20 protein-coding genes and 1 tRNA gene are annotated in these 17431 nt (G+C 43.8%); 10 read left to right on the top strand and 11 right to left on the bottom strand.

The features are described 5' to 3' along the window. Positions 1–5: 5 nt before the first annotated feature. From GO620_RS07490 to GO620_RS07480, 3 genes are all read right to left on the bottom strand, one after another. On the bottom strand, positions 6–203 hold the full coding sequence (locus tag GO620_RS07490) for a hypothetical protein (protein ID WP_157523876.1): 198 nt from the start codon (positions 201–203) through the stop codon (positions 6–8). Positions 204–280: 77 nt separating this feature from the next. Next, the gene (locus GO620_RS07485; RefSeq protein WP_244139476.1) at positions 281–1603 is read right to left on the bottom strand and encodes a BamA/TamA family outer membrane protein; all 1323 of its coding nucleotides are present in this window, start codon (positions 1601–1603) and stop codon (positions 281–283) included. 254 nt (positions 1604–1857) lie between these two features. Then, positions 1858–2568, bottom strand: coding sequence for a DUF72 domain-containing protein (locus GO620_RS07480; protein ID WP_394368558.1), 711 nt, complete (start codon positions 2566–2568; stop codon positions 1858–1860). A 96-nt stretch (positions 2569–2664) separates the two neighbouring features. Between GO620_RS07480 and GO620_RS07475 the strand changes: the two genes are divergently transcribed. Next, positions 2665–3750 (top strand): L-dopachrome tautomerase-related protein, encoded by a 1086-nt coding sequence (locus tag GO620_RS07475; protein ID WP_157523872.1) that lies wholly within the window; start codon positions 2665–2667, stop codon positions 3748–3750. Between the two features lie 282 nt (positions 3751–4032). Here the strand turns inward: GO620_RS07475 and GO620_RS07470 are convergent, their stop codons facing one another. The 4 genes from GO620_RS07470 to GO620_RS07455 are packed head-to-tail and all read right to left on the bottom strand — an operon-like array spanning position 4033 to position 7258. Next, positions 4033–5292, bottom strand: coding sequence for an aspartate kinase (locus GO620_RS07470; protein ID WP_157523870.1), 1260 nt, complete (start codon positions 5290–5292; stop codon positions 4033–4035). After that, a complete protein-coding gene (locus GO620_RS07465; protein ID WP_157523868.1) occupies positions 5292–6098 on the bottom strand; it encodes a DUF3298 and DUF4163 domain-containing protein in 807 nt (268 codons plus the stop codon). Before GO620_RS07465 ends, GO620_RS07470 begins: the two co-directional genes overlap by 1 nt. After that, positions 6095–6568: a GNAT family N-acetyltransferase gene (locus GO620_RS07460; RefSeq protein ID WP_157523866.1), complete on the bottom strand. Its 474-nt coding sequence runs from the start codon at positions 6566–6568 to the stop codon at positions 6095–6097. The genes GO620_RS07465 and GO620_RS07460 overlap by 4 nt, the downstream gene beginning before the upstream one ends. Continuing rightward, complete coding sequence (locus GO620_RS07455) at positions 6569–7258, bottom strand: YggS family pyridoxal phosphate-dependent enzyme (RefSeq protein ID WP_157523864.1); 690 nt, start codon at positions 7256–7258, stop codon at positions 6569–6571. An 81-nt stretch (positions 7259–7339) separates the two neighbouring features. Between GO620_RS07455 and GO620_RS07450 the strand changes: the two genes are divergently transcribed. Both GO620_RS07450 and GO620_RS07445 read left to right on the top strand, forming a co-directional pair. Further along, positions 7340–7765: a DUF4296 domain-containing protein gene (locus tag GO620_RS07450; protein WP_198173522.1), complete on the top strand. Its 426-nt coding sequence runs from the start codon at positions 7340–7342 to the stop codon at positions 7763–7765. An 11-nt stretch (positions 7766–7776) separates the two neighbouring features. Beyond that, complete coding sequence (locus GO620_RS07445; RefSeq protein ID WP_157523860.1) at positions 7777–10143, top strand: endonuclease MutS2; 2367 nt, start codon at positions 7777–7779, stop codon at positions 10141–10143. Positions 10144–10248: 105 nt separating this feature from the next. Here GO620_RS07445 and GO620_RS07440 read toward each other — a convergent pair whose 3' ends face one another. Then, positions 10249–10695 carry a nuclear transport factor 2 family protein gene (locus GO620_RS07440; protein WP_157523858.1) on the bottom strand — a complete coding sequence of 149 codons (447 nt, stop codon included), beginning with the start codon at positions 10693–10695 and terminating at the stop codon, positions 10249–10251. Between the two features lie 73 nt (positions 10696–10768). Here GO620_RS07440 and GO620_RS07435 point away from each other — a divergent pair, with 73 nt between their 5' ends. Continuing rightward, positions 10769–11485, top strand: a complete 717-nt coding sequence (locus GO620_RS07435; protein ID WP_157523856.1) for a pirin family protein — start codon at positions 10769–10771, stop codon at positions 11483–11485. 62 nt (positions 11486–11547) lie between these two features. After that, a complete protein-coding gene (locus GO620_RS07430; RefSeq protein ID WP_157523854.1) occupies positions 11548–12555 on the top strand; it encodes a glycosyltransferase family protein in 1008 nt (335 codons plus the stop codon). Here GO620_RS07430 and GO620_RS07425 read toward each other — a convergent pair. After that, positions 12542–12991, bottom strand: coding sequence for a hypothetical protein (locus GO620_RS07425; protein WP_157523852.1), 450 nt, complete (start codon positions 12989–12991; stop codon positions 12542–12544). The two genes, GO620_RS07430 and GO620_RS07425, sit on opposite strands and share 14 nt — an antisense overlap. Positions 12992–13131: 140 nt before the next feature. Here GO620_RS07425 and GO620_RS07420 point away from each other — a divergent pair, with 140 nt between their 5' ends. The 5 genes from GO620_RS07420 (at position 13132) to GO620_RS07400 (ending at position 15475) form a co-directional block, all read left to right on the top strand. Then, positions 13132–13734, top strand: coding sequence for a metallophosphoesterase family protein (locus GO620_RS07420; RefSeq protein WP_198173521.1), 603 nt, complete (start codon positions 13132–13134; stop codon positions 13732–13734). A 44-nt stretch (positions 13735–13778) separates the two neighbouring features. Further along, on the top strand, positions 13779–14042 hold the full coding sequence (locus GO620_RS07415; RefSeq protein WP_198173520.1) for a metallophosphoesterase family protein: 264 nt from the start codon (positions 13779–13781) through the stop codon (positions 14040–14042). Between the two features lie 215 nt (positions 14043–14257). Continuing rightward, complete coding sequence (locus tag GO620_RS07410) at positions 14258–14710, top strand: DMT family transporter (RefSeq protein WP_157523850.1); 453 nt, start codon at positions 14258–14260, stop codon at positions 14708–14710. A 23-nt stretch (positions 14711–14733) separates the two neighbouring features. Beyond that, a complete protein-coding gene (locus tag GO620_RS07405) occupies positions 14734–15237 on the top strand; it encodes a DUF1003 domain-containing protein (protein ID WP_157523848.1) in 504 nt (167 codons plus the stop codon). A gap of 162 nt (positions 15238–15399) precedes the next feature. Next, positions 15400–15475: transfer RNA gene (locus tag GO620_RS07400), tRNA-Lys, on the top strand. A gap of 4 nt (positions 15476–15479) precedes the next feature. Here GO620_RS07400 and GO620_RS07395 read toward each other — a convergent pair. After that, positions 15480–16562, bottom strand: coding sequence for an acyltransferase family protein (locus GO620_RS07395; RefSeq protein WP_157523846.1), 1083 nt, complete (start codon positions 16560–16562; stop codon positions 15480–15482). Positions 16563–16769: 207 nt separating this feature from the next. Continuing rightward, positions 16770–17324, bottom strand: coding sequence for an arylesterase (locus tag GO620_RS07390; RefSeq protein ID WP_157523844.1), 555 nt, complete (start codon positions 17322–17324; stop codon positions 16770–16772). Positions 17325–17431: the final 107 nt, after the last annotated feature.

Here is a 17431-nt window from a genome sequence, read left to right as displayed (position 1 = left end):
GCGAATTATAGCCCTTTAAAAAGCTCGTCAACGTTTTTAAAATGTTTGCCTTTACCCGCTTTTAATTCGTTCATCGCCTCAACGGTGTCAATATTAGGCTCTTTGTGAGTTTTTTTCACCTTAATTACTACGCCCAATTCCTTCAGAAATCCTTTCACTAATCGCGACTTATTGTCGGGTACTTGTATCTCCAGCGTTTGCATGTTCGAAAATACGAGAATTTCACTATAACAAGAGCGTTATAAAACCGTATTAACCGAATCTTTTTTGAGAAAGTCCTTTAAAAAGACTCGTTCAGGTTTAGGAAGAAACCTTTGCTGCCAAAGCGGCCAAAGGCATAGTCGAGGGCCAGGTTGGTGCGGGTGGCTTTGTTAAACAACACACGCAGTCCCGCGCCATAGCCGGGCTGAAATACCTGGAAAAGTTTGGTGCCTTGCTCATCATTTGCGGTTTGCATGTTTACAAAGGTTACGCCGCTTAGGAATTTGTTTTTGGTGATGGGGAAGCGATATTCCAGTTCGGTATCGTTAAATTGGGTGCCTTTAAAATATTGGTTGGTGTAACCCCGGCCGCTGCGGAACGCGCCATCGCGGGCTGTGCCGGGTAATTCCAGGTAAGGTACATCGCCGCGAAGCAGGTATGAGCCCCAGTTCCAGAATGCCAAAACTTCTTCGGGGTGCGAATCGGACAGGCTAAAGTATTTCCTAAAGTCGGTTGTCAATTGCACCGAGTTTTTGGTACTGCCTATCCATGTTTGGTTGATACGGACACCTGCGTCGGCAAAAATACCTTTATAAGCACGGTTGGGGTTGTCGCGGGTGGTGTATTCCACGTTGAACAGGAAGCCGGCAGCGCTGTAATGATCCTGCGGAAAGCCATGCCGGATATTGTAGACACCCATCGGCGTGTTGGTAGAAGTGTCTTTGCCTGTAATGTTCTTCCTCACATCGAAAGACACACCCGCGCCCACAAATAAGTTTTTGGTTACGTTCTTATATATCTTCTCGCGAAAATTAAAGTAGGTTGAATTTAGGCCGTAAACCTTACGGTCGGGGTCTAACAGTGTTTTATCTGCACTACTGCCTCCCTGAAACGCGCGACCTATACCAAGGCCATAATCGGGCGAAACCGTTTTAGCCACAACGATATTACCCTGCAGGTTAAGCTTGTTACCGGGGGTAAAAATGTTATGGTTAATGTAAAAATAAATGACATTTTTTGTGGTGATAGAAGCAGAAGTAGCCGCTACAGAAAGCAGCGTTTTAGAATCATCGCCTAATCTTTTTGTAGCTACTGCTTTAATACCTATCTGGAAACCTATGGTAGGGTTGGCGCTGATATTTGGTACCACAGATACGCCCGAGTTGATCTTATTAGGATCGGCCTTGCGGCCGGGGTGCAAAATATTGCGCTCAAGATCGCCGATGTCATACTGTTTGCTTAAGTCTTGAGCCGGCACAAACCTGCGTGATTTTTTTATAGCGAACGAATCGGTTTTGAGCGAATCTTGCGGCACCGTTTGCGCAAACGAAACATCAGGTAAAGCGGCAACAAGGGAAATTGCCGTTAAGAATGCAAGTACGTTGGGGTAAAATTTCTTCACTTACAGATATACGTAACATCAGGTCCGTATGGCTTTATCAATAAGTCAATGTTCGGGCCTGTTTTAATTTTAAAACAGAAGAAAGCAGGGCGAGACCTGCTTTTCTTATCAATGAGTACAAAATTGCTAAAATGTTACGCGCGCTATTCATAATTAATTCAGAATTGACGCCGCAGAGACATATCTGTATCTCGCTTACTTTAAGTAAACAATTTGCAAGAAACTTTTAACAGCCGCTTTGTGGTAATAGCTGATTAACGCAGGTCTTTTACCATGCTGTTAAGGGTCATCAGGTTTTTTACCGCATCGCCCATGGTATTGTTAAAGTAGCAGTAAACGGCTTTGTCATCATCGAGCCACTCGACTATGAGGTTTGCATAGTCGTATAAAAAGTCGTCTTCATAGCTGCCGCTGTAACGGCCGCCCGGGCCATGAAAACGCAGATAGATAAAATCTGCATTCGATTTATTTTCAACAGGCGCGGGGCATTTTCCCATGTCATGTATCACCATTGCCGCCTTGTATTTTTCCAAAACCCCATAGCTGTCGTCGTTATACCAGCTGCTGTCGCGAAACTCTACGGCAACTTTCCAGCCGGTGTTGTGATTAGCGACCTCGCTCAACAAGTAATCCAGTTGGTAAATATTTTCTGATTTGATACTGCCGGGAAACTGGATAAGGAGGCACCCTTTCTTTTCGTCCACGTTATCGATCGCGGCCATAAAACGTTGAATGTCCGCAGGATCAAAAACCAGGTTTTTATTGTGGGTGATGTTTTGCCAAAGTTTAAAGGTGAAATTAAACGCGCCTTCAACTTCTGCAGCCCATTTGGCAATCGTTTTAGATAATGGCAGTTTATAAAATGAGCTGTTGATCTCTATGCTGCTAAACAACGAACTGTAATAGGTTAACCGGCTTTTGTCTTTATATGCATCGGGGTATTGGGTTTTGTTACGTACAGGCAATGCCAACCCGCTTATCCCAGAATGAAACTTTGCATTTGCCATGCTGTAAGAATGTTCTTTGTTGTATTTTGTTGGCGAAGATTTACGATTTCCTGAATGTTGAAGAGACACATTTTAATTCTGGCCCTTACAGCCACAAATGTCATAGCTAAGGCACAGCTGGTAGAAGTAAAATCGTTTGGGCATAACCAGCCTATCGGTGTTGCGGTTGCCCCTGACAACAACCGTTTATTTGTTTCTTTTCCGCATCATCAGCCGTTTGAGTTTGCCCTGGCAGAGATCGTCGACGGTAAAAAATATGCTTACCCTAACGAAGAATGGAACGAGTATAAACCCGGCGAACCAAAAAATCATTTCATGAATGTACAGGCCTTATACGCGGATGAAAAGAACTGCTTGTGGATACTTGATTCGGCACCGAAAGGATCTGTGCAATTAACCAGTGAGAGCAACAACAGCGTGGGTTATTTTAAGCTGATAAAAATTGATCTGAAAAGCGACCAGATCATCGCGGTTTACACCTTTGATGATCTGCCAAAAGATAAAAGCGCATTAAATGATGTGACCATAGACAATCTTCGCGGTATGGCCTATTTATCCGATCCGGGATTAAAAGCATTGGTGGTGCTTGATCTGGTTAGCCGTAAATCGCGCGTGGTGTTAAAGGATGATAAGAGCATGCTGGTTACACCGGGTTATACTTTGAGAATAGATGGGGTAGACGTGGCTGACAGTACCGGCAATGCTTTCGTGTCCAATGTAAATGGTATCGCTTTAACGCGGGATTATAACTGGTTGTATTATAGGGCTATAAATCAAACCAAATTGTACAGGCTGCCCGTGCAGTTATTGGCAGACGCAAGGTACAATGACTATGAACTATCCCAGCACATCGAAACTGTAGCTGAAACGGGTGTTAGCCACGGCATGGTGGCCGATTATAAAGGCAACATCTTTTTAAGTAATTCAGAACAGCATAGCATACAGTATGTGTCGCCCGATAAGAAAGTACATACGCTGGTTACAGATCCGCAGATCATCTGGCCCGACTCTTTCGCCGTTGGCGCAGATGGTTACCTGTATTTCACGTGTTCTCAGATAAACCGGTTGCCAAAATATAACTTCGGTAAGGACAAGACAGACTATCCTTACCTGCTATTTAAAGTCAAGCTTCCAAAGTAGCCCTATTTAATTTATTGCGTTATAATCGGTATAGTTATTGCACCATTTGCGTTATAAATAACATAATAAGAAAACGCAGGGACACATAAAAGGTAATGCCGCCGTACAAGGTACAGCTACTGCCGACAGAAACTTTACCAACCAAAAAGAGGTAAAACAACAAGCGGGAATTAGCAATGGCGGCAGCCAGCGTTCGGACCAAACTTCGGGCCGGGATGCAGCCCAAAAACCAAGGCGAAAAATGTTATAAAAAACGCTCCTCTAAAACGGAGGGGCGTTTTTTTATTGACTTAAAACCACTTGCGCTGTGTTGCGGCTAATTTGTTCCAATAAAATTTTCCGCCCCTGTGTCAACGATGTTAAATCTTCGGGTTTGTAATGTCTCAAAGTCAACAAGCTTAGATCACGGTTGTATTTGGCATTAAATGTTTGCTGCAGGGTAATTAGCAATTTCTCAAACTGGCCGTCCCGGTAATCAAAACAAACTGTAAAACTTAAGGCCGATACCTGCATCACATTGATCTTTACGTGCCTGTCTGCAAATAGCTTGAAGACGGTACTTAGGTGTTCTTCCGTAATAAAGGAGTGATCCTTTGCCGATACAGACAACATGACCTGGTTATGTTTTAAGATAATAACAGGTTTTGAAAATACAGCAGTGGCCTGATGACCGATAGTGGTGCCTGCCGCATTCATATCTGTAAAAGACCGCACAATAAGAGGGATGCCGGCGTTTTGTAATGGCTTTATGGTTTTAGGGTGGATAACACCGGCACCGTAAAAGGTCATCTCGATGGCTTCAGTGTACGAGAGGTTATCAAATTTTAGTGTTTCTGTAAAGAATTTGGGGTCAGCATTTAAAATGCCCGGTACATCTTTCCAGGTCGTTACCGATTGGGCACCCAGGCAAGCGGCAAAAATAGCCGCGGTATAGTCAGAACCTTCGCGACCCAGGGTGGTGGTAAAGTTTTCTGATGTACCGCCTAAAAAGCCCTGCGTAATCACAATGTTGTTTTGCAGTACCGGCGGTATATCTTTCGCTATTTGAGCACGGGTTTTATCCCAATCAACAATTCCCTCGCGATAGGTGTTATCTGTATGAATGTATCCGCGCACGTCAAGCCACTTGGCGTTAAGCGCAACCTTATTAAGATAAGCCGCCACTATGCGGGTGGATACCAGTTCGCCGACAGAAACGATCTGGTCATAAATGAAATCGAGGTCGTCATGCGGTTCCTCTTCAACCATCCAATCTATCTCTACAAAGGTGTTAGCCACATCGTTATAAACCGCGTCGTCCGGTTCAAAAAGCTGCGACATTATTTGATAATGATAGGTCTTTATCTCGTTAAATATCAGTTCAATATCCTCTGATTGATTAACATACGCTTCAGTTAATTTTTCAAGCGCGTTGGTGGTTTTACCCATCGCCGAAACAACGATCAGCAATTGTTCGCTTTGGTAAGCCGCAACGATCTTTGCAAGATTAATTACACCTGCCGCGTCTTTTACAGAAGCACCGCCAAATTTAAATACGAGCATTAATGAAGATATTGACTAGTAACGGTATTGGGTTTTAACAGCCCCTTGATTTTGGTATAAGGCACAAACAGATCTGTTTGGCCTGCAGCATAAGGTTTTATCTCATATTCGTTGTAAAGAAACCTGATGCCGACCGGGGTAATTAAGAAATTATTATTGACGCTGAATTTGGCATCCTTAAAAAAATAATCGCGGGCCAGGGACGATGTATCGGTAAGGTTCTCACTCTTGCGGAAAATCTTTTCTGCAACGGCATTCAGTTTTGGTAAATAGCCTTCCACCAACACATCTGCCAGTTTCAACTCTTTGTGGGTTTTTGTATTCCAATTCAAAAATGTAGTGCTGCTGCTGCCATGCGCGCCGCCTGTATATTGGTAACTTTTAATTTCGATGGTGGTCAGGGCCGAATCCTGCCGTATAACCGTGGCGGTAGTTTGCGCGGTATAAAACATGTCCTTGCGGCCTGTGGTTTTTATGTCGTCTTTGTAGGCTTTCATAAACTTATCAGCCGACGAACTGAAAGACGTGTCGGGTTTTTCCTGAAGATAGGCGAAGCTCACCAGCCTGCGCTTTAAGGTATCATTTAAAATTGGCGCGCTTCTAAACTCGGGGTAGATGATCTTAATTACCGTGCAGGTACTGTCGGGTTTGTCACCGCAGTCGTCCGCGCGTTGTTTTAAGGTCTTGTAACTGTATGCAAGCGTATCACGCGCCACATCGGGGTGTGTTGGGTTGCGCACTTTGCCACCGCAGGCGTATAACAATAACGACGCCGCCGCAAGTAAGAATGTTATGGGGTTTTTCATGATATCAATTGCTGTACCTGCTCTTTGCTGAGGGCGGCATTAAGCCAGCCTGCTTCGATGGTTGCTTTGTATTTATTGTAAAAATCTATGGCAGGCTGGTTCCAGTCGAGCACCTGCCATACCATGCCGCTAAAGCCAAGCTCGGCAGTTTCTTGTACAATGCGGTTGAAAAGCAGCTTGCCCAGGCCCTTACCACGATACGCTTCTGTAACTATCAGATCTTCCAGGTAAACCCTGCGCCCTTTCCAGGTAGAATAGCGGATGTAGTACATGGCGAAGCCGGCTATAAAGCCATTGTCTTCTGCGACAAATCCCTTCCATACCGGCTGTGCGCCAAAACCCGCTTCAACAAATTCTTCCAATGATACGGTTACTTCTTCGGGGGCGCGTTCAAACAAAGCCAGTTCTTTAACCAGTTCCATTAAACGCGGACAATCTTCTTCTTTCGCAACTCTTAAAAATACGCTCATTTAGTTATTCTTCCAGTGTTTTATTACGCGTTTACCAAATATGGTGCTGCCCAAACGTACAAGCGTGCTGCCTTGATCGATCGCGATCTTGTAATCAGCAGACATGCCCATAGACAATATGTTGAAATGCTCATCCTTGCGGAAATAGCTTAGTTTCACGCCGTCGAAAAACGTTTTCAATTCGTAATATTCTTCTTTAATCTGCTTTTCGTTGTCAGTATTAGTGGCTATCCCCATCAACCCGCAAATGCGAAGGTTTGTCAACTGAGTTAATTCCTCAGACCTTAATATTTCAATGGCTTCGTCGAAACCCAAGCCGAATTTGGTTTCCTCGTCGGCGATGTAAATCTGCAACAGACAGTCAATGACACGCTTATTCTTAACCGCTTGCTTATTGATTTCTTGCAGAAGCTTAAGACTGTCTACAGATTCTATCAAGCTAACATATGGAGCAATGTATTTTACTTTATTGGTTTGCAGGTGGCCAATCATGTGCCATTTGATATCCTTGGGTAGCGCTTCGTGCTTCTCTGTCATTTCCTGCGCCATGTTCTCGCCAAATATGCGCTGCCCGGCCTCATATGCTTCCCAAATATCTTCGTTGGGTTTGGTTTTAGAAACAGCAACTAATGTTGCTTTGGTATTTTCCAGCTCTTTATTTATGGCGGCAATTTGCGCTGCGATGCTCATTAATGCGTATTTTTGTGAAATTTGCTGCTAAGTTACAGAATGCGTATAAACCAAATCTTGTTTTTTTTAACCGCTTTTTTTTTGACAGCCTGCAAAAATAGGAGCACACCCGAGGGCATCATTCCGCGCGACCGCATGGTTGATCTGCTTGTACAAGTTCATATTGTTGATGGGTATATGATTTCAAAATCCCAGCAGCCGGACACGCTCTATAAATATGGTATGGCTAAATACATGCATTTATTTCAAAATTTCCATACAGATACTGCGCAGTTTAAACGCAGTACAGTTTACTATGCAAACCAGCCCGAACTTTTTGACCAGATGTATGACGAGGTTACAAAGCAATTGGCCGCAAAGGTAGATTCCCTTAGTAAAGTGCGGGCACAGATAGCAAAACAAGATTCTGCAAAAAACGCGCAGCGCACCAAACACCTGGCAGACTCTGCTGCCAAGGCGCAACAAAGTAAAGTGCCGCTGCTAAAAAAAGGGGAGATGATCAATTGAGCCCCGCTAATATGATATTTCCGGAAAATAGCGTTGATAAACTTGGTTTTACCGAGATAAAGGAATTGCTGAAACAGCATTGCCTGAGCGATATGGGCCGCGAATTAGCCGGCCGCATGCAGGTAATGAACAACTTTGAGCAGATCAATAAGTTTTTAAACCAAGCCGCCGAGTTTAAAAACGTGTTACAAAATGATGATGCCCTGCCCATCAACCATTTTTACGACGTCAAATCGCTGGCCAATAAGATGCGTGTTGAGGGTTCGTTCCTAACGGAGGATGAATTTTTCAGGGCGCAGGTATCTTTGACGACAGTGTTTGCCGTGATAGGTTACTTTAACGATCGCGAAGGCGTTTATCCTTTTCTCGAAGCGTTATTTGAGCATCTGCCGGTTGAGAAAAGCATTTTAAAGAAGATCGACCTTGTTATAGATCAAAAAGGTAAGATAAGGCCGAATGCGTCGCGGGAACTGGAAGACATCACTTCCGGTATTGCTAAAGCAGAGCAAGATGCCCGCCGAAAGATAGACCAGATATATAAATCTGCAACTGCTAATGGCTGGACCGCCGATGGCTCGTTGACCGTTCGCGACGGAAGGCTTTGTATACCCGTTTTGGCGGAGAATAAACGAAAGATCAAAGGCTTTGTGCACGACGAGTCTGCCTCCGGGCAGACGGTATACATAGAACCTGAAGAAGTTTTTACGCTTAACAATCACATCCGCGATCTGGAGTTTGAACGCCGCCGAGAAGTGATAAAGATTCTTACTACGCTTACGGACGAGTTGCGCCCGTTTGTGCCCTTACTTTTATCTTACCACGGCCTGCTTACCAAGCTTGATTTTGTAAGGGCGAAGGGGCTTTTCGCGATAGATATCGAAGCCGGTATGCCAAAACTGGTTAATGAACCGGGCGCTAAACTGATCAATGCGCGCCACCCACTGCTTTACCTGAGCTTTAAAAAGGAGCATAAAACGGTTGTGCCGTTAAATGTTACAATTGACGATGCGACGCGCGTAGTTGTGGTGTCCGGACCGAACGCGGGTGGTAAATCTGTTTGTATGAAAACCATTGGCCTGCTGCAAATGATGGCCCAGGCCGGTTTATTGATTCCCGCCGATGATAGCAGCCAGGTAGGCGTTTACAAACAAATCTTCGCGGATATTGGTGACGACCAATCCATTGAAAGCGACTTGAGTACGTACAGCGCGCATCTCTCAAAAATGAAATACTTTGTGGAGCACGCCAATGCCAAAACGCTGATTTTGATAGATGAGTTTGGAACCGGCACAGACCCGCAATTTGGCGGACCAATTGCCGAGGCTGTTTTAGAGTCACTCAACCAGAAGAAAGTAAGGGGAGTAGTTACCACCCACTATTCTAACCTAAAAATATTCGCCGGCAACACAGAGGGATTAGAAAACGCGTCGATGCTTTTTGACAACCGCGAAATGAGGCCGCTATACATATTAGAAGTGGGCAAACCGGGAAGCTCGTACGCTTTTGAAATAGCGCAGAAAATAGGCCTGCCGCAAAATGTGCTAAACCTGGCTAAGAATAAGATTGGCTTTAGCCAAAAGAAGGTGGATACGCTGCTGGTCGATTTGGAGCGCGAGAAAAAAGAAATTTACGATACCCGCACAAATCTTGATAAAGAAACGCGCAAGGTAAACTTGCTTAAAAAAGAGAATGAGCAACTGAAGAGCTATCTGGAAGAAAATAAGCGCAACCTAATCCGCGAGGCCAAACAGGAGGCGCAAAACATTATCCTTAACGCTAATAAACTGGTTGAAAATACCATAGCCGGTATTAAAAGCAGCCAGGCAGATAAAGAAGAAACCCGCAAGCTACGCGAGAATTTAAACAGCGAGTTGCAGAAAACCAAAATCCATGCTGCCCCAGCAAAATCTGTAACACCTGTAAATGACAGCGAAGTTAAAGTGGGCGACTGGGTGAAATTGAAGGATTCTGACACCACAGGGCAGGTAATGGAGATTGCCCGCGACAACGTGATCATCGCCATTGGCGATCTGCGCACTGTAGCCAAGAAAAGCAAGGTACAGAAGGTGTCTAAAAAGGAAGTACCCAAAGATGTAAGACGCAGTTATAGCAGCCAGACCACTGAGGTAGCCAGTTTTAGCCCGGAGATAGACGTGCGCGGCATGCGAGGTGAAGATGCTTTGTTCGCCATTGAAAAGATGTTCGACAGGGCAGTAATGATGGGCATTGGCAGCCTGAAAATATTGCACGGCAAGGGGGATGGTATCCTCAGAAAATTGATCCGCGATTACCTGAAGAAATATGATCAGGTAAGCCATATGGAAGATGAGCACGCCGACCGTGGCGGCAGCGGGATTACATATGTTTATCTGAAGTAGGGTACGCTTTCTAAAAGCGATTGTCATTCCGAGCTTGCAAGGAATCTTATGCGTACATGTATAGCTAAATAAGATGCTTCGCTACGCTCTGCATGACAAAAGTCGCTACATCTTGCTATCGTAATAAGTAGCATCAGAAATGATCTTTCCGTCCTTCAGCTTAAACACCGTGCAAATAGGCAGGTTAAACGATTTGCCATCAGCAGCGGTGCCGGTTGATATGAATTGAGTGATTACCTGGTCGTCTTTGGCAATGGTGTTAGTCAGGCTGTCTTTCAAATTAGGGAACATGCCCGCTAGCTGCGTGTACTTTGCTGTAGTTTGTGCGTGCGACTGGCTGACAAAATCTTTACCTAAAGACGGATCTAAAAATTTAGCGGTGTCGGCATAGTAAGATGACATCAGCTTAAAATCATGCTTATTAAAAGCATCAAAAAATTGATTTATTGTCTCGCGGTTTTTGGCGGTTTGGTATTCATCATAACCTGATGTGTGTACGCATGCCGAGGTTGTCAATGCCAATGCAATAAAAGCCGGGTAAATTTTTTTCATCTGTAAGAAGTTTAACTTTGCGGGTGCTTTCCAAATTTATGTGTTGGAGGCGGCAAGTCAAAATTATACTACTATGGAAAACTACATTCTACATAAAGCCGATACCCGTGGCGCGGCAGATCATGGCTGGCTTAACAGTAAACACAGTTTTAGCTTCGGCGGATATTATGATCCAGAGCGAATGAACTTTGGCGTCCTTCGTGTATTGAATGACGACACGGTATCAGGCGGGATGGGTTTTGGTAAACATCCGCACGACAATATGGAGATCATCTCTATCCCGCTTGAGGGCGAGCTGGTGCACAAAGACAGCATGGGTAACGAGGCCGTTATTAAGCAGGGCGAGATTCAGGTAATGAGCGCCGGCACAGGAATCTATCACTCAGAGCAAAACCATGTACATGATAAAACTGTAAAGTTTTTGCAGATATGGATCATTCCGAACAAGCGCAATGTAACGCCACGTTACGACCAGCAGGAAATAAATCTGTCCGTTAAAAATGAGTTTGTTCAAGTGCTGTCGCCGAACAAGGATGATGCCGGCGTTTGGATCTATCAGGATGCATACTTCTCTATTGGTACGTTCGACAAGGACACGCAATTAAGTTATCAGCTTAAAAACGCTGAACATGGCGTGTATGCTTTTATCCTGGAAGGCAATACCGTAATAAATGGTCATGAACTCAACAAACGCGACGGCTTGGGCATATGGGGTACAGACGCATTAACAGTAGACACCAAACAAGGCTCCCGCATTTTACTGATGGAAGTACCAATGCAGGTAAATTAAACTTAATTTGATGTATTGCTGATGTTTATTTAACACTATCGGCCTATTTTTAGCAGGAACAGATGAGAGTACTATACGCTATCCAGGGAACGGGTAACGGCCACCTAAGCCGCTCAATGGACATTGTCCCGCTTTTAAAAAACATGGCCGATGTTGACGTTCTTGTCAGCGGTAACCAGGGCGATCTGAAATTGCCTTTTCCGGTTAAATATAAATTCCACGGAATGGGGTTTGTGTTCGGAAAAAAAGGAGGGGTAGACCTTTGGAAATCTTTTTACCGCTCAGATATCCGCAAGTTTTTAAAAGAGATCAATGAACTCGATGTAGATCAATATGACCTGGTTATATCAGATTTTGAGCCGGTAAGCTCATGGGCCTGCCATGGTAAAAATAAACCGTGCATTGGTTTAAGCCATCAAGCGGCTGTATTGGCTGATAACGTTCCGCTGCCGGATTCGACCGACCTGATGGGTAAAATGATCCTTAAGCAATACGCGCCCGTTACTGCGCAATATGGTTTCCACTTTAAATCATTCGGCGATAATATCTATACGCCGGTGATACGTCAGCAAGTGCGCGAGTTAGAGGTTACCGATAATGGCCACTATACGGTGTACCTGCCCGCTTATGATGATGAGCGCCTGATAAAACACCTATCTAATTTTAAAGACATTACCTGGGAGGTATTCTCTAAGCACAACAAAAAACTCTTGCGACATAAGAATATTACCATTCAACCGGTAAGCAACAATAAGTTTATCAAAAGTATGGCTTCCTCAAGCGGAGTGCTGTGCGGGGCCGGCTTTGAAACACCGTCAGAGGTGCTTTTCATGAAAAAGAAACTGTTGGTAATCCCTATGAAAACCCAATATGAGCAACAGTTAAACGCGGCAGCTTTGAAATCTATGGGGGTGCCGGTAATTAAGAGCCTGAAAAGCAAACACGAAAAAACCATTCGTAACTGGCTTGATAACGGCGAAGTGATCCCGGTAGATTACCCTGATATTACGCAGCAGATTTTAGACCGCGTGTTTGAAGAGAATGTTCCCCAAGCGATTACTTCAGTTTAACGTAAATACGTTGGTCGTAATTGCCATATTCGAAGGTAGAGAAGGTTAAGGTGTCATTTTTTATAACGGTCTCGTATTTAGAATCGCCTATTGCGGTCATATTCAGCGTACGTGAACCGAATTTATAATTGATGTAATACAAATACTTGAATTGATAGTAATATAAATTATTATGATAGATGGTCATGGTAGAATCGTTAGTGAACACCACCTTTTCGTCGATTCCGGTAGAAACCGGATTTGATGTGCCGAAAGTGCCGCTGATGGCTTTAACCCAATCCCATTTACCGGTTAGGGGGGTATTCATCCCCAAGCCTTTGATGATTGTAGATTCTAACGGGATGTAAGGGCCGGGATCGGGCTCGGGGTTTTCTTTTTTACAGCCGCCGGCCAGCAAAACAATGCACAACAGAATGACGGTATAAATTTTAAGCATCAGGCAAATTTATTGGTAAAGCAAGCTATATATAAAGTACGGATAATCATAGCCTTACGGTTGTCTCATAATAAAATAACAAGTAATCATTGGCAATGGAATATTAATGAGGCCTAAATTATTTAGCAGCAATTATTAGCATGGAAAGAAGATCGGCATTGAAGAATATAGGCGGGTTGTTCTTAGCACCGTCATTATTATCTGCCACTGTAGAGAAGTCCAGGAAACGTGTGCTTCGCGTTGCCCACCTTACTGATATTCACTTAAAAAATGAACTCGGTGCACCCGGCAAGTTTGTAAAGTGCCTGCACCATATGCAGCAGCAGAACCCAAAAGTAGATTGTGTGCTTAACGGCGGCGATATCGTTTTTGATATGAACAAGGAAAATCTGGCTACCATTGATGCACAGTGGAAACTGAGCCATGATATCATGAAAGCCGAATGCAACATGCCGGTGCGTTATTGCCTGGGTAACCACGACATTTGGTGGAACGAAGACGATAAAGGTCAGGCCCTTTACGGCAAGCGCTATTCCATGGATCAGCTGCAATTAGCTAAGCCGTATTATAGTTTTACGCAAAACGGGTGGAAATTTATAGTGCTTGACAGTGTTCACCTGGATATTGACGATACCTGGTATATAGGCAAACTTGGCGACGAGCAATTTAACTGGCTGCAGAACGAACTTGCTACCACAGATGCCTCGACACCTGTTCTAGTGGTGTCGCACATCCCGATTTAACAGCCACAAACCTGATAGACGAGAATACGATAAACAAATGGGTAATGCTGGGCGGCGATATGCATACAGACAATGCTGCAATCATAAAGCTTTTTTATCAGCATCCAAATGTTAAGCTATGCTTGTCGGGCCATATACACCTGCGCGAAAAGTTGGTTTATAACAATGTAACCTATATTTGCAATGGTGCCGTTAGCGGCGCCTGGTGGAATGGTAACCGCCGGGAGACCACGCCGGGCTACGGATTAATAGATCTTTATAATGACGGAAGTTTTGATGAGCAGTACGTGGCGTATTTAAATGCTTAACGTTTTGCCTTAATGCCGCTGACAAATGTACTGCATCATTTTTAGCCAAATTGTGAAGTAGCCTCCATCAAGTTTTAGGATGGGCAAGCCCCACGCGTAAATTAGGATTGTTATGCATAACCGCCTTTGTATGTGTTTAAGGAAAATACAAATCATAAGCTAACAAGTAGCTAGTTGCCGTGTTAAGAGCCTGTAGATATAATCAGATCCTAACTATGCAAAGCAACTCTTTCTGGCTTTTCGCCATAATTGTATTAGCCGGTATCATCGAAGCATGCGGCCCACCGATGAATGCATCTTTATTTAAGCATCTTCAAAACCCCTGGATAGCCGGCTTGGTATGCTTTTTACCCGTATTGGTAATTTTGTTAATCATTTTTCTTTTCAGCGGATCACCGTTACCATCGTTCACTTTGCTTCAACGAATTCCCTGGTGGGCTTACTTAGGCGGTATAGCTTGCTGTATAGCAATTGTTTTGACATTTGTATACGTTGATAAAGTAGGTGTTGGTACATTCGCCGGACTTATTATCACTTCAAACCTCATTATGTCTGTAGTGATTGACAAATACGGGTGGTTTGGTACAGAAATTCACCCATTGTCAATCCCGCGACTTATAGGTGCTTGCCTAATGATAGCAGGTATCTTTCTTATATCTAAATATTGACCAAGAGTTTCATACATTGTAAGATGAAGCCGAAGTATAAATCACGAAAAACGAGCAATGAACAAGGACTTAAATCTGAGTTTCAGATTGATGAAACTAAGGCTGACCGCATAGCTATAGCCGTATCCGACGCATTAGGCAATTTTGCTTTTTTAATGATCATTTGCGCAGCTATTGCCATTTACATACTGTTTAATGTAAATGTCATACCTGGTGTGAAAGCATTCGACCCGGCACCTTTCAATATTATGGACTCGGTACTGTCTGTATTTGCCTTGATACTTACCATTACTATATTGATCAGTCAGGGCAGGCAACGCAGGTTGGAGAAGATACGCGAGGAGGTAGAATTTGAAATTAACGTACGCGCTGAACATGAAATCACAAAAGTGCTGACTATGCTTCACGACATTCAAACCAAATTAGGTATTGCTACTAATGATGCAGATCTTGAGGAAATGAAGCAGGGATTGGATCTAGACGCAATCAAACAAAAAGTTAAAGATAAAGACGCGTTATCAAGTTAAAGATACTCTGTGAATTTTAAGAAGTGGTGTATGCTCCTTTAGTTATGGCAGAATGTTACGTATTAACGTTTCGATAAGTCGTCACCGGTTACTATATTTGGCACGGTGAATATTGGCGCAGTTTTGGCGCACAACGTTTAATCAAATCTTAAAATCACACCAGACTCCGTAGCTCAGTTGGTAGAGCAACAGACTCTTAATCTGTGGGTCCTGAGTTCGAGCCTCAGCGGGGTCACCATTATTTAAGAAATAATACGCTTCCTTTTATTGTTCAACCACATTCGAAGCGGTTCATCATAAAATTTCATTACGAAGTAGCCAAATGCCAACAGGCCTAAAATGCCGCTGATTATTATGATGATTAACTGATTTGTAGACGGCTTATGGGCAGTTGTGTAATTTAAAAAAATCCATAACACAAAATAATGCGTCATATAAAGGGGGTAGGAAATATTGCCGGATAACGTGCAGAGCTTTTTGGTTTTGTCGGATATATTAGTGCCCACACCAAGCATTAACAGCAAGGGAAACCACAGCAGCACCACAAGCAACTCTGCCAGCCAGTTCAGCGGAAAATAAGGCATTACCAATGCTGCGATCAATAAGATCGCTAACCCAATAAATCCAAGCCGGTTGCTGATCTTTAATCTATACCGATAGATAAGCATGCCGGCAATAAAAGAATAAGACACACGTGCGCCGCCATCCCAAAAGTTGTCTTTGCTCCAGCCCCCTGCTAAAGACTGCGCATGCCATGCAACATAACTTAACCACGCTGCTGATACGATTAAAAGAACTACAAGAATTGGACGTCTGAACCGGACTAATATTAAGGCGTATACCACGTTTGCAACGTATTCCCAAAATAATGACCACGCGGGTGCATTAAGGCCAAAGTTGTTAAAACTGCGTTCGGTTATTGCTCCATAAGGGATCATCAGTAACGAGCATATAAAGATGAGCGCAATGTGCGGCAAGTTATAAGAAGCTGCCGCAGAACTAAACGGATCGAATAAAAACGCAAGCAAGCCTAATACAGATCCCATTATCACAAGCGGATGCAGACGGATAAGCCTCGAGACCGCGAATTGCCTAAAGCCCATTTTGCCGATCCGGTCGTCGTAAGCGTAGGCGATAACGAAACCAGACAGGCAGAAAAAGAAATCGACCGCCAGAAAACCGTGACCGATAAAATTTTTGCTGTAGTCTGTGATGATCATTTCCATAAAATGGAAGGTGACCACGCCGATGGCAGCCACGCCACGCAGTCCGTCCAACACCTCGAAATGATGCTTAGGTTTAAGCAACGATGGGTTTAAACTCATGCAGCAAAAGTAAATTAATAGCCGGATTAAAAATTGGAGTAAACTTTAATGCGGACACGTTAGTTAACTACTTACCATAAAAAGCTTACTAGTGCTGCGACAACAGCATAAATCGCCACAAGTAAATCAAGCAATGCTTCTTATGAAAAAAGCAAAAAGAAATTAGCGTTCTCAAGGAAAGTTGACTTCGTCATTATGATAACGCCCTCAAAGTAAAGTTCTTATTACCGGCCAAACGTTGTCTGCAATTATTTTGTATCCCGCAGCAGACGGATGCACTCCATCGCGCAGGTTTAAATACGCTTTTCCGGCAACGCCTTCCAAAAAGAATGGCACGAATGCCATATCATTTGCATCGGCCAGGGGCTTATAAATGGCTCTGAATTGTGCGGCAAAAGCCCCCGGAATAAATGCCGGTATTTGCATACCCATCAGCCCTAATTTTACCTGTGGGTATTTGCGTTTCACTTTGTGGATGATGTTCTGCAGGTTTGTTGCCGTGACTTCTGGCGAAATACCGCGCATAATGTCATTTACGCCGAGTTCTAAAATAAAAACGTCTATCGGCTGGCTCAGCCAGTAGTCGAGCCTAGCTAACCCACCGCCCGAAGTATCACCGCTTAACCCGGCGTTGATCACTTTATAATCAAGTCCTTCTGCATTGATCTTTTGCTGTACAAGGCCGGGAAAGGATTCGTTATCCACATTACCTAAACCATAACCGGCCGTAAGGCTGTCGCCAAAAAATAAAATATTCTTCATCTTCATTTGTTAACCCATAAAGCGTTCGCAGGTTTAGAATTTATTTGCATGATGCTCCACTATGGCGCCATCCGCAAGCAGCAGAATAATATCATCAACGGGTAAGT

This window comes from Mucilaginibacter ginkgonis, assembly GCF_009754905.2.
Taxonomy (GTDB): domain Bacteria; phylum Bacteroidota; class Bacteroidia; order Sphingobacteriales; family Sphingobacteriaceae; genus Mucilaginibacter; species Mucilaginibacter ginkgonis.
The sequence above is the reverse complement of the archived record's forward strand: the minus strand, read 5'-3'. Positions and strand labels throughout refer to the sequence as shown.